General features: G+C 41.9%; 14 protein-coding genes. 6 read left to right on the top strand and 8 right to left on the bottom strand.

Annotation, left to right across the window (positions count from 1 at the left end):
• Positions 1 to 18 precede the first annotated feature (18 nt).
• From QL982_RS05345 to QL982_RS05330, 4 genes are all read left to right on the top strand, one after another.
• Positions 19 to 567, top strand: coding sequence for a DEAD/DEAH box helicase (locus QL982_RS05345; protein ID WP_290190204.1), 549 nt, complete (start codon positions 19 to 21; stop codon positions 565 to 567).
• Positions 552 to 2,342 (top strand): helicase-related protein, encoded by a 1,791-nt coding sequence (locus QL982_RS05340; protein ID WP_290190203.1) that lies wholly within the window; start codon positions 552 to 554, stop codon positions 2,340 to 2,342. The genes QL982_RS05345 and QL982_RS05340 overlap by 16 nt, the downstream gene beginning before the upstream one ends.
• A gap of 315 nt (positions 2,343 to 2,657) precedes the next feature.
• A complete protein-coding gene (locus tag QL982_RS05335) occupies positions 2,658 to 3,905 on the top strand; it encodes an FAD-dependent oxidoreductase (RefSeq protein ID WP_290164145.1) in 1,248 nt (415 codons plus the stop codon).
• Between the two features lie 59 nt (positions 3,906 to 3,964).
• Positions 3,965 to 4,303 carry a RidA family protein gene (locus QL982_RS05330; RefSeq protein WP_194197603.1) on the top strand — a complete coding sequence of 113 codons (339 nt, stop codon included), beginning with the start codon at positions 3,965 to 3,967 and terminating at the stop codon, positions 4,301 to 4,303.
• Positions 4,304 to 4,492: 189 nt separating this feature from the next.
• Here QL982_RS05330 and QL982_RS05325 read toward each other — a convergent pair whose 3' ends face one another.
• Together QL982_RS05325 and QL982_RS05320 are read right to left on the bottom strand one after the other, a co-directional pair.
• On the bottom strand, positions 4,493 to 5,305 hold the full coding sequence (locus QL982_RS05325) for an enoyl-CoA hydratase (protein WP_290164146.1): 813 nt from the start codon (positions 5,303 to 5,305) through the stop codon (positions 4,493 to 4,495).
• Positions 5,306 to 5,507: 202 nt separating this feature from the next.
• A complete protein-coding gene (locus QL982_RS05320; protein ID WP_290164147.1) occupies positions 5,508 to 6,008 on the bottom strand; it encodes a lactoylglutathione lyase family protein in 501 nt (166 codons plus the stop codon).
• 108 nt (positions 6,009 to 6,116) lie between these two features.
• Here QL982_RS05320 and QL982_RS05315 point away from each other — a divergent pair, with 108 nt between their 5' ends.
• Both QL982_RS05315 and QL982_RS05310 read left to right on the top strand, forming a co-directional pair.
• Positions 6,117 to 6,986: a LysR family transcriptional regulator gene (locus tag QL982_RS05315; protein WP_290164148.1), complete on the top strand. Its 870-nt coding sequence runs from the start codon at positions 6,117 to 6,119 to the stop codon at positions 6,984 to 6,986.
• A 159-nt stretch (positions 6,987 to 7,145) separates the two neighbouring features.
• Complete coding sequence (locus QL982_RS05310; RefSeq protein WP_290164149.1) at positions 7,146 to 8,042, top strand: tetratricopeptide repeat protein; 897 nt, start codon at positions 7,146 to 7,148, stop codon at positions 8,040 to 8,042.
• A gap of 39 nt (positions 8,043 to 8,081) precedes the next feature.
• Here the strand turns inward: QL982_RS05310 and QL982_RS05305 are convergent, their stop codons facing one another.
• The 6 genes from QL982_RS05305 to rpsF form a co-directional block, all read right to left on the bottom strand.
• On the bottom strand, positions 8,082 to 9,215 hold the full coding sequence (locus QL982_RS05305; RefSeq protein ID WP_290164150.1) for a glycerate kinase: 1,134 nt from the start codon (positions 9,213 to 9,215) through the stop codon (positions 8,082 to 8,084).
• A gap of 67 nt (positions 9,216 to 9,282) precedes the next feature.
• Positions 9,283 to 10,638, bottom strand: a complete 1,356-nt coding sequence (locus QL982_RS05300) for a GntP family permease (protein WP_290164151.1) — start codon at positions 10,636 to 10,638, stop codon at positions 9,283 to 9,285.
• Between the two features lie 330 nt (positions 10,639 to 10,968).
• A complete protein-coding gene (locus QL982_RS05295; RefSeq protein WP_290164152.1) occupies positions 10,969 to 11,208 on the bottom strand; it encodes a hypothetical protein in 240 nt (79 codons plus the stop codon).
• A 455-nt stretch (positions 11,209 to 11,663) separates the two neighbouring features.
• Positions 11,664 to 12,164 carry a 50S ribosomal protein L9 gene (gene rplI, locus QL982_RS05290; protein WP_290164153.1) on the bottom strand — a complete coding sequence of 167 codons (501 nt, stop codon included), beginning with the start codon at positions 12,162 to 12,164 and terminating at the stop codon, positions 11,664 to 11,666.
• A 24-nt stretch (positions 12,165 to 12,188) separates the two neighbouring features.
• Positions 12,189 to 12,419, bottom strand: a complete 231-nt coding sequence (gene rpsR / locus QL982_RS05285; RefSeq protein ID WP_010198808.1) for a 30S ribosomal protein S18 — start codon at positions 12,417 to 12,419, stop codon at positions 12,189 to 12,191.
• A 16-nt stretch (positions 12,420 to 12,435) separates the two neighbouring features.
• A complete protein-coding gene (gene rpsF, locus QL982_RS05280) occupies positions 12,436 to 12,840 on the bottom strand; it encodes a 30S ribosomal protein S6 (RefSeq protein WP_045446907.1) in 405 nt (134 codons plus the stop codon).
• Positions 12,841 to 13,194 lie beyond the last annotated feature (354 nt).

The following is a 13,194-nucleotide window of genomic DNA, read 5'->3' as shown; positions in this document are numbered from 1 at the left end:
TTAGGACGGAAAATTACTTTGAGAGATGCCCATACCGAGCTTGATAAACGTGTGCAACGCTGGATTTTTAACCAAGGCTGGCACGGATTACGCGAAGTACAAGCCAAAGCTATCGCACCTATTTTATCAGGACAAACAGATGTGCTTATCAGTGCGGCAACTGCTGCGGGTAAAACAGAAGCTTTCTTTTTGCCTGCTTGTAGCGCTATCGCTTATCAAGACAAGGGCGTTGGTATTCTTTATATCAGCCCGCTAAAAGCATTAATTAATGACCAGTATCGACGCTTGCAAAGTCTAGCGGAGCTACTCGATATGCAAGTGACTCCTTGGCATGGTGATAGTTTACAGAGTAAAAAGAAGCAACAGAAAAAGTCGCCATCAGGAATTATTCTAATCACTCCTGAGTCGCTTGAATCTTTACTAGTACGAGATGCAGGCTGGGTAAAACAAGCTTTTGGTGAGCTAAAATATATTGTCATTGATGAATTTCATGCCTTCTTGGGCAGCGAGCGTGGGCAGCATCTATTGTCACTCTTGCCCGTCTTGAGCATGTGGCTGGACGGCTAGATGCGCCTATTCCGCGAGTCGCGCTTAGCGCCACTTTGGGCAATTTAGAAACCGTCCCTTTATCGCTACGTCCCAATAACGCTTTACCTTGCGTCATTATTGAGGACGTTGAATCGACCGCAAGTGTCAAAGTACAGCTAAAAGGGTATATACAGCCTAATCAGATGATGTCGACACGCCAAAGCGATGACATTGAGGCCGATTCTGATAGTCATGATGCTGAACAAAAAGGTTTTGCAGGTATTAATATTGAGAGTGTTGATACTGAAGATACTAGCCTAGATGTTCCCTATGATGCCCTAATGCAAATATGCGCGGATTTATATCGCTTCTGTCGTGGTGGTAATCATCTCATCTTTGCCAATAGCCGTGCACGTACCGAACTCATAGCCACGATGCTAAGTGAGAAGTGTGAGCACAATGTTGTCCCTAATGAGTTTTTTCCTCATCACGGCTCATTAGCTAAAGAATGGAGAGAAGGTTTAGAGCAACGTTTGCAAAAGGACGATTTACCAACTACCGCCGTCTGTACTATGACTTTGGAGCTAGGTATTGATATTGGTAAAGTCGATTCTGTCGTACAAGTGACCGCACCGCATTCGGTTTCAAGCTTGCGACAACGACTTGGGCGCTCGGGTAGGCGTGGAGGTTCGTCGGTACTGCGCATGCTTATTACCGAGCAACAAATCGATGTAGATACCAGCTTGGTGGATAGGCTACGCTTAGAGCTGGTGCAGTCAATGGCCATGATACGATTGCTTATCGCTAGTAGATGGTTTGAGCCTGCTGATACTTCCCTCTATCATTTCTCAACGCTATTGCATCAAGTGCTAGCAACCATCGGTCAATGGGGCGGTATTCGCGCTGACCAGATTTATACCTTGCTATGTCGACAAGGGCCTTTTCAAAAGATAACACCAGCTCATTTTAAATTATTATTATCACAAATGGGCGCGATGCAACTTATTACCCAGCTTGGCAATCAACAATTGGTGTTAGGAATAGTAGGCGAGCGTATCGTTGATCACTATACCTTTTATGCGGTGTTTAAAACGCCAGAGGAATATCGTCTCGTGGCAGGTAGTAAAACACTGGGCACGCTACCTGTTACAACTATGCTAATACCTAAACAGTATATTATTTTTGGGGGTAGACGCTGGCAAGTAGCAGACATAGATATGGATAAAAAAGTCGTCTATGTCATTGCTGCTAAAGGTGGCGGTGTGCCTCCAGCTTTTGACAGCGGCGGTTTGTCGATACATGACCGAGTGCGCCAAGAGATGTATGACATATTAAGTCATGGCGATTATCGTATTTCAGTTGGCGATAAAAAAGTAGATTTCGCTGATAAAACAGCGCGTGAACTATTCAAAGAAAGCATTGAGACTTTTGACAGGTGTCAATTACGTCATCGACCTCTTATAGACCAAGACGGTAATACTTATATCTTTATGTGGCGTGGTGATAAAATTGTCAACACCTTGGCAGCCCTGCTGACACAACATAATTTCTCTATTGAGAGGTATGCTGGCGTGATATGTATTAACAAAGTTGATTCAGTTCAAACTATTAGATTTTTGAGCTTTTTAGCATCAAATGCTATGCCTAGTGCTACTGAACTTGCCGAAAATGTACCCAACAAGATAATTGAGAAGTTCGATGAATATTTGCCTGAGGATTTATTAAATCTTGGCTATGGTGCAAAGGCCTTTGATATTGATGGTCTCAATGAATGGTTACAGTTATTATTTGAAAGAGAAGTTGACTACAAATAAAATTTTGGAAGCTACTCAACATATCACCTTCTTGTAAGATATGTTTATTACTTCAATAGCATTTTTAAATAAACAACTAGAATTACCTATATTCAGTTTAGAAAGCATAATTTAAAGGCAAAGCCTTTGTTAATTTATTAAATTATTCCTATCAAAAATACCTTTTCAAAAACCCTATAACCAAAAGTATGTGACGCAAAAATATTTATCAGATAAGGGTTTAAAATTTGTCCTAATGCGTTACTATTACCACCTAATTCTGTTAGACCCTTATATTTGATACTCTGTATTAACACCCTAAGAAAAGGATAGGTTATGCGCTACGAAGTTATCGTTATCGGTGCAGGTATGGTTGGCACGTCAGTTGCGTGGCATTTACAAAAAAACAATTCACAAGTATTGATGCTAGACAAGAAGCTGCCAGGGTCAGAGACCTCATATGGCAATGCAGGATTGATTCAGCGCGAAGCCATTCATACCCATCCTTTTCCTCGTCAGCTGACGGAGATGATCAGAGTATTGCCCAACCAAGGTACGGATATTCGCTATCGTATCCCAGCGATTCTGCGTTACCATCAAGCGCTGTTACAGTACTGGAAATACTCTGTACCTGCGACTGTTAAGCAAATCGAAGCAGAGTGGCAGACACTGATTGAGCATTGCACCAGTGAACATCAAACAATGATTGAAGCATCGGGTGCTGACGAGCTAATCACGCGTGACGGCTGGTTACAGCTGCATCGTTCTGAAGAGACGTTTAAAGAAGCGCAAGCAGCAGCCATTGATGCTCGCAACCAAGGCGTTGAGCATAATGTGTTGAACGTTGCAGAACTAAAAGCCATGGAACCTAGTGCCAATTTTGAAGGTTTCGTTGGTGCGATTCATTGGAAAAACTCTTGGCAAGTATCGAACCCAAGCTCGCTAGTCAAAGCCTATGCGAAAAACTTCCAAGAGATGGGTGGTACGATCAAAGAGAGCGATGTAAAAGAAATCGTAAAAGATGGCGAAGGCTGGAAAATCATCACTGATAATGATACTTACTATAGTGATAAGTTGGTCATTGCAGCGGGTCCATGGTCGAATGACTTGATCAAACCACTGGGCTATAACTTGCCGTTATTCCCAATGCGTGGCTATCATCAGCATTTCAAGGTAACGGAAAAAAACACCATTAATCACAGCATGTTTGATATGGACAAAGGCTTTGTGATGGGTCCAATGCAGCAAGGCATCCGTATTACGACTGGTGCTGAAATGACCACCATGGATGCGCCAAAGAACTTTGGTCAATTAAAAACGGTTCTGAAGCTGGCTCGCAAAATCTTACCATTAGAAGATGCAGTAGAATCTGAAGCTTGGGCAGGATCACGTCCTTGTATGCCTGATATGAAGCCAGTTATTGGTCCTGCAGACAAGCATGAAAAATTATGGTTCGCATTTGGTCATAGCCATCAGGGTTTTACATTAGGGCCTATGACAGGGCGTCTGGTTGAAGAAATGATTCACGAAAAGCCATCATTAGTAAATCTTGCACCATTTAGTGCTCAGCGTTTTTCAAAATAAGCGCATATCTGTTAGATTTAGCACAGACTTAAATTAATAAATTGAAGGTATATAATATGATAAAGAAGCTACACAGCACTCAACGTATGAGCAAAACTGTAATTCATAACCAGACTATCTATTTATGTGGTCAGGTAGGTAATGCAGAAGACGATATCAAAGCACAAACCTTGACTTGCTTGGAAAAAATCCAGACCTTGCTAGAAGAAGTTGGTAGTGATAAATCCAAGCTACTATCAGTAACGGTTTGGATCAAAGACATGGCAGACTTTGCTGCTATGAATGAAGTCTATGACAAATTTTTTGAAGGCATTCAGCCACCAGCACGTGCTTGTGGCGAATCAGCATTGGCACGTCCTGAGCTATTGGTTGAGATGATTGCCATCGCTGCTGAATAAAGACTGCTCGTAGTATCTGTAGTACCGGTATTAAATAGAAATCAAAAAGGCTATGATAGCGATATCATGGCCTTTTTTATGCTTGGCAATAAACAAGTTTAATTATCGAAAAGGAGTATGCTCGCTTTATAAACCAAGCATATTCTGTATGACGTTAGCTAAGTAATACAATGATTAGTATTATAGGGATTAGCACCCTTTCCATACTGCTTGGCGCTTCTCAATAAATGCATCAATCCCTTCACCCACATCGTCTGCCATCATATTGCCCGTCATAACTTCACTGGCATAGTCATAAGCATCTTCGACGCTCATATCTAGCTGCTTATAAAACATGTCTTTACCAGTTCTTACCGCTACCGGAGACTTGGCAGTGATCGCTGTTATCAAAGACTGTAGTGTCTGATCTAATTGATCTGCTGGCGCAACTCGATTGATTAACCCATATTGTAAGGCAGTGTGCGCATCGATAAACTCACCAGTGATTAGCATCTCAAATGCTTGCTTACGAGGTAGATTACGACTGACTGCAACGGCAGGCGTGGAGCAAAAAAGCCCAACGTTTATCCCTGAAGTGGCAAATTTTGCTTCATCAGCGGCAACGGCTAAATCACAAGCTGCGACTAGCTGACATCCTGCTGCTGTCGCAATGCCCTGCACCTTTGCAATGACGACTTGCGGCATACGATTAATAGTGAGCATCATGTGACTGCATTGTTGGAATAGGGCGCGCTGAAAGGCTTCAGCTGAATTTGCGCGCATCTCTTTTAGATTGTGACCGGCACAAAACGCTTTACCATTTGCTGCAATGATGACTACACGGATATTGTCATCTTGAGCGATACTGTCCAGTTCCGCTTGTAGCGCAGAGAGTAGCTCAACGGATAAGGCATTGAATTGCTTTGGTCGGTTTAAGGTGAGAGTGACCACACCACTTTTTCTATCGTCTTTTCTAATAACGAGAAAGTCGTCCATGTCTAAGGCAACGTCAGAGTTTGTCATTTATCATCCTTGATAATGGGTTGTTTCGTTTGGTAGATGCTATGTATAGCTACCTAAATAGTAGCATGGCTCATATCTTATATAATAGGTTGCTCATGTAGAAAGCAGACAAATAAAAATAGCGATCTCATATTCTGAGGTCGCTATTTGTTTATCAGTCAGATACAAGCCAAGGCTGTATTAAGCTGTATTTACACTGAGTTTAGTATGCGCCTTCGCTATAAATAAGCTCGTAGCTGTGGCTATAAATCTCAACGATGTTGCCGAACGGGTCTTCCATATAAATCATGCGATATGGCTTTTCGCCAGGGTAGTAGTAGCGTGGTTTTGCCATACGTTTTTTACCGCCTGCTGCTACCATACGCTCAGCCAGTTCTTCAACATTTGGATCTTGAACGCAGAAGTGGAAGATACCTGTTTTCCAGTATTCAAAATTGTTTTCAGGGTTCTCTTGATTCTTAAATTCAAAAATCTCAACACCGATACGGTCACCAGTCGATAGGTGAGCGATACGGAAGCTGCCCCAACCTGAACCGAATACTTCAGTACACATTTCACCAATAGGGCTGTCATCTTCGACAATCTCAGTAGGCTCCATGATGGTATACCAACCCATTACTTCAGTATAGAATTTCACGGCTGCATCTAGGTCAGGGACTGAAAGACCGATGTGCGAAAAGCTTCTTGGATAAACATTGTTCATAGCTTGTGCTCCTGTTTGATGTGCGTTTTCTTTAACGTGGAGCCAGTATACAAATGCACCGTCATTATGTAAAATTATCAAATATTATATAAATAATTATGAAACGTAATGATAAATATCACATGGTTACGCACCTTTTGTACGCTTGTTGACGTCGGTCACTTTACGCACACAGCCGAGCGCTTACACATGACCCAGTCAGGTGTCAGTCAACACATCAGTAAGCTAGAGAATCAGTTAGATATTGATTTGCTTATTCGTCAAGGTAAGCAGTTTTCATTGACTGATGCTGGTCAACAGCTCTATCAGGAAGCAGAAGATATCTTACAGCGATTGGCACGCTTAGAGCAGCGCATTGGGGAAGACCCTGCTTATGAAGGATTGGTGCGACTGATGTCACCGGGTAGTGTGGGGCTTAAGCTGTATCCGCAGCTGTTGACACTACAGCAGCAGCATCCGAATCTAGTGATTGATTATCGCTTTGCACCTAATGCTGATATAGAGCGGGCGCTTGCCAAGCTTGAGATTGATATTGGTTTTATGACGGATATCTCAGGTGATGAGACAGTCAGTTGTAAGCCAGTGGCTCAAGAAGCGTTGATACTAATAACACCTGCGGCTACAGTAGAGCCGAGCTGGGAGCAGCTTAAGGCGCTTGGGTTTATAGATCATCCGGATGGATCACATCATGCAAGTATGCTGCTAAGCGCCAATTATACTGAGTTCCAGCACATTAATGATTTTGATAAAAAAGGATTTTCAAACCAGATTAGCTTGATTTTGGAGCCAGTGAGCAGGGGACTTGGGTTTACCGTTTTACCAGCGCATGCGGTTGCGGCATACCCAAATCCTCAAGCTATCAAAAGTCACTACCTACCAGTACCTGTTAGTGAAACTTTATACCTTGCTGTCCGCAGTCAGTCTGTACTGCCTAACAGAATGCAAACCGTTATTCATGAAGTGCAAAAATGGTTATAAAGTTGACACATACGTATTAGCCTTACATTCTATTTATAATACAGTTTAGCTAAGTTAGAAGCAGTATTTATACATGTTTTCAATTTACTCTATATCTATGGACTAATGATGAATATACAGCTATTAAAAAAGACCTGCTTTAATATGATAATAATTTATATGATAGCTGGACTCACAATACCTGCTATTGCAGAAGATTCAGTATTGATAAGAGATTTCACTACTATCGAGTCACTTGCACAGCAAGGGAATGCCATTGCCCAGTATAATTTAGGTCTCATGTATGCAGCAGGCGTAGATGTTGAGCAAGATAATATTAGGGCTTTTGAGTGGTTGAATAAATCTGCCAATCAAGGGTTAGCTGAAGCACAATATAATATCGGTGTTATGTACGATAAAGGTATAGCCGTACCACAAAGCCATGAAAAAGCCTTTGCCTACTATAGCAAGTCTGCTAAACAAGGCTATAGCAGAGCCCAATACAATCTTGGTAATCTTTATTCTACAGGTGAAGGTGTCGTTCAAAATGATATTAATGCCCTTAAGTATTGGCAACAGGCAGCTGAACAAAATAACAAGTTAGCACAGTTTAATTTGGGCATTGCTTATGCCAATGCCAAAGGTGTCCCTAAAAATAATACAACAGCGTTTAAATGGTATCAAAAATCTGCTGAACAAGGAGTTGTTGGTGCTCAATTTAATTTAGGTGTGCTGTATCAACAGGGGCAAGGGGTCCCTAAAAATAATATAAAAGCGGTTGAATGGTTTGAAGAATCGGCTAAGCAGGGCATGGCAGAGGCTCAGTTTAACCTTGGTTATATGTATTATAAAGGTGAGGATGTAAAACTAGACTATAGCAAAGCCGCGTATTGGTTTGAAAGCTATAGCCAGTTAGGATATCAAGACGCACAAAACGAATTAGCAAAAATTTATATTCTAAGTGGTGGTGTCTATGGTGATAGAGAAGGCGGGCTAGCAGGGTTAAAGCGTATCTGTGACACTGGTGTCCAGAAATATTGTGATATGTATACAGAGTGGAGCCAAAAAATAGACTAAATGGCTTGGCTCTATTCTGTTTTGAAATTATAAAAACATTTATCTCATACTAATGCCCAAGTGCATAGCCGCAGCAATATTTACTGCCGTGGTTTCAATATTGCCATAAGCCTGACTGAGTACGTTTTCGATGGTATCTACTTTTTGGATACTGGGCATGACGACCTCGAATTGGCTGCTCTGAGCAGGTTTTAATCCGTCAACACTGCCGCAGATGGCGATGACAGGCGTATTATTGGCTTTAGCGATATGACTGATACCACCAGCGACTTTACCCATGGCTGTTTGCGCATCGAGCTTGCCTTCGCCAGTGATAACCAAATCCGCATCGGCAATATGCTGTGACAACTTGGTCACTTCAGCGACCGTATCAAAACCCGATTTCAGCTGCGCGCCACAAAAGCTCATTAATGCATAGCCAAGACCACCGGCTGCTCCAGCACCTGCGACTTCTTGACAGTCCTGATGGCTGCTGCCGCGAACAGCTGCAAAATGGCTTAAGGCTTTATCCAAATCGTTAACTTGTTGCGGGCAGGCACCTTTTTGTGGTCCAAATATAGCACTGGCCCCTAATTGCCCACATAGTGGATTGGTCACATCACACGCCACTTCAAACACGGTATCTACCACTTTTGCATGGAAGCTTGTGTCATTGAGCTTGTGTAACTTGGCAAGCTCACCACCGCCTTGTGCTAATGGACTGTCATTAATATCATGAAATGTCATACCCAATGCCGTTAACATACCAAGACCTGCATCATTGGTGGCACTACCACCCAGACCGATAATAATACGCTTGGCGCCTTCATCTAAAGCATTGGCAATCAGCTCACCGACACCGTAACTGCTAGCGATGACAGGATTACGCTCTGCGACGGTCAGTAGATGTAACCCACAAGCTTGAGCGATTTCGATAACCGCTGTCGCATCAGGTAATAATAGATACTTTGCAGTAATAGGTCTCATCAATGGGTCATGGACGCTGACTTCTTTCCAGCGCCCGCCTAATACATAAGACAATACCGCTGAGGTGCCTTCACCGCCATCTGCCATCGGCAATAACGTATAGTCAGCATTTGGAAACACCTGACTAAAACCAGACTGAATGGCGTGGCAAACATCCAGTGCTTCTAAGCTTTCTTTGAACGAGTCGGGGGCGATTAAAATCTTCATGAAGGTCTCTCTGGGTATTTTTGAATGTCTTTTTTGATATTTCAACGAATGTGTTAAATGAACACTGTTAAATGAATACTAAGGTTAATAGCCAGATAAACACAATGCTGGTCACGCCTTGAATACCAGTCGCCATTGAATGGGCTTTGTATGCCTGTGACACACTCATACGGCTAAACTGACTGACAATCCAAAAGAAGCTGTCATTGGCATGTGAGATAGTCATAGCACCTGCACCAATGGCCATCACACAAAATACGCGACCCAGCTCGCTGTCTAGACCAATTTGATCCAATAACGGTGCAACCATCGCAGAGGTAGTGACTAGAGCTACGGTGGTCGAGCCTTGCGCAGTCTTTAGTGCAGCAGAGACGATGAATGGCATAAAGATACCAAGGCCCAACGCAGACAATGTCGTACCTAAATAGTCTCCGATTGGCGTCACTTTTAGCATGGCGCCAAATGCACCACCAGCACCAGTGATCAATAAGATAGGAGCGGCTACGACCAGACCTTGAGAGATACTGTCACTGATCTGCTGTGTTTTTTGCTCGGTATTGATAAGTAAAAATGACAAAAACAGACCAATGAGCAATGCCGTTAGGGGATTACCAATGAATACCAAGATATCTGTCAACGTGCTATTACCAAACGGTGCGCTTGGGAAGTTGGCAACAGAAGATAGGCAAATCAATACGATAGGCACGATAATAGGTAAAAATGCCATTGTGGCTGAAGGCAGATGGCTATAATCATCGCGGGTTTTCATCCCTTCAGGCATTGCTACTGGTGCATCTGCCGCATTGATATTGTCAGGCGCAACGTTGAGAAAGCGATTAGACCACCACCAGCCAGCCAATACAGCAACCGCAGTCACGACCACACCGACCATGATGACCAAACCTAGATTAGACTCTAATCCTAAGTTGCCTGCCGCTGCAATCGGACCTGGTGTCGGTGGCACGAAAGTATGCGTTGCGTACAAGCCCGTGGCTAAGGCAATACTCATCGCCACACTTGATACATGTAAGCGCTCAGCTAAAGACTCTTTTAGGGAGTTTAAAATAATATAACCAGAGTCACAAAATACAGGTATCGAAACGACTGCACCGACGATAGACATGGTCAAAGTAGGGAAGCGTGGTCCCAATACCTTAATGACCGACTCTGCCATCACGATAGCCGCACCAGTTTTTTCAAGGATCAAGCCAATAATAGTACCAAATACAATCACAAGACCGATGTAGCCTAAGATACCACCAAAGCCATCAGAGATTGTCTTAGCGATCGTGTTAAGCGGTACTTGATAAAATAGCGCGACCAAGAAAGCGGACAAAATCAACACTAAAAAAGGATGCCACTTTAATTTTGCGGTCGCGAAAATAATAAAAAGAATGGTCAGCACAAGCCAAAATACAATCATCACTGTCTCAATATGGTTTATATCTTAATGAATTATTCACGCGAACAGGCATCAATAACGATACGAATTTTTAAAGGGGCGTATTCTATAGTAAATAGGCACTATTAGGAAATACCGTTGCTAAATATTTTTCGCTATTGATAAAAAATTGAGAAATTTTTGATTGTGGGAGTACGCAAAAAACGCATGTGGAAATATCTTGATAGCCAGCATTTTCTAACGCTTTTAACCAAAAGAACTGGCCATCTGTAATGACCAGTTCTTATATAAGCCGTATTTACCGATCTGAGTAATAATTATTTTTAGGATAGGTGTTTCGAAGATTTACAGTTAAGCAATCTTATCAAAAAAAGCTTTATTATTTGTCGCTGTTGAAGTATCAAAGCTGACGTAAATACCTTGATCGTCCAGTGTGGCATACCAATGATCATCGTTGCCAATGGTTAGCAGTTGAAAGTATTTATCGTTGACAATTCTCCCTACCTTATATACTTCACCTTCTGCGTAGTAATCATTACCTTGGATACAGATCAGTTTGTCGTCAGTATGGATATCGTTATGGTCTTTCATATTCTTGCGCCCTATCAGTACATGAGATAGCAGTAGATTATCACCCATGCTAGTGATAACGAATATGATTATATAGACAGTATCTTGTTGTTTGGTATGGCCTTTTTAATGTAGTTGTTGCAATTAGTTGCTATAATATTTCATGATGAATATCGCTATCATAGCAATAGATTTTTTGGTCATCCCACGCTTATTAGGTAGGTAGAATATTCCGATATATTGAAACAATGCTGTGCTGAGTGTACATGCATAGATATAGTCAGAGAACTACTAAACTACTACTGCGTTACCCTCCTTAAATGTACTACTTGTACAATGTGCAGTCGGCGGCCTTGTATCTGTTTTAGACGTCTTTGACTATATATAAACCCTATGTCCAAAAATGACACGCATAAAAAAATCCAGCAACACAAGGTTACTGGATTTTTATAGACTGCGTCTAACTACCTAGAAAATTACTCTTCAGAATAGTCTTCGTCAGCTGCTTCGTCTACTTCTTCGTTGTTACCTTCTTCAGAAAGAATAGTAACTAAGATGCTAGCAGTAACGTCATGATGTAGCTGAATATCAACATTATATTCGCCAACTTGACGTAAAGTGCCTTCAGGAAGCTTGATTTCAGCACGGTCTACTTCTAGACCTGAGTTAGTCAATGCTTCAGCAATATCACGAGTACCGATAGAGCCGAATAGCTTGCCTTCGTCGCCTGATTTAGCACGCATGATGACATTAACGTCAGTTAGTGCATCAGCACGTTCTTGAGCAACAGCTACTTCTTTTGCTTCTTCAGCTTCAAGTTCAGCACGACGTGCTTCGAACTTTTCAATGTTAGCTTTAGTAGCAGGTAGTGCTTTACCCAAAGGGATAAGAAAGTTACGTCCGTAACCTGGTTTCACATCGACGGTTTCACCGAGTTTACCAAGGTTGACGATACGCTGTAACAAAATAATTTGCATGAGTCATTCCTAGTTAATTAACGGTTAACCCTGATGGTTATCAGTGTATGGAAGTAGCGATAAATAACGAGCTTGCTTGATAGCAGTAGCTAGTTGACGCTGATATTTAGTAGATGTACCGGTAATGCGGCTTGGTACGATTTTACCATTATCACTGATATACTGTTTTAGCAATTCAACATCTTTATAATCGATGTGAGTGATGCCTTCAGCAGTGAAACGGCAGAATTTGCGACGGCGATAGAAACGTGCCATGAGTATTCTCCTTTAATTAGTCTTCACTGTTGTCGTTGTCGTCGTTATCGTTTTCACGACTGTCTGGACGACGAGTAGTTGCTTTGCGTGCGCGTTTTTCATCGGCATTCTTGGCTAACTGCGACTCTTCAGTGACAGCGTCGTCACGGCGCATAACTAGACTACGAATGATCGCGTCGTTATAACGGAATAATTCTTCAAGTTCAGCTAAAGTTTCACCGTCAGTTTCAATGTTGAAAAGAACGTAATGAGCTTTGTGAATCTTGTTGATTGGATATGCCAATTGACGGCGGCCCCAATCTTCTAAACGATGGATAACACCGTTGTTGTCTTGAACTAACTTGATATAGCGCTCAACCATGCCGACCACTTGGTCGCTTTGGTCTGGGTGTACAAGTAACACCAGTTCGTAATGTCGCATTATGACTCCTTACGGATTAGTAGCTATTAACCCTATGTTAATAGCAAGGAGATTTATAAGGTAAGCCCGAATCCTATCAAATTTTATAAAAAATAATGAGGAATAAGCTTAGTTTATAAAGCGCCGTATTATAACAGTACTTAGCAATTAACACAAAGGTTAATCTCTACGGTACTGTCAATAAAATATAAAAATGGTGAATATGTCTTTACCAACAAAAAAGCAACGATCGTACGCTGCTTTTTTATCATATATAAGACATATCAATAATAACCAAACTAGGGCATGTCCTCAATTCAAACGAGTGTCCTCTAAATGGGCTAAAAACAGCTAAATTTTGCCAAACATCGTCAA

This window comes from Psychrobacter sp. 5A.1, from assembly GCF_030407455.1.
GTDB lineage: Bacteria > Pseudomonadota > Gammaproteobacteria > Pseudomonadales > Moraxellaceae > Psychrobacter.
Note: the sequence above shows the minus strand (reverse complement) of the source record. Positions and strands in the feature narration are given on the sequence as shown.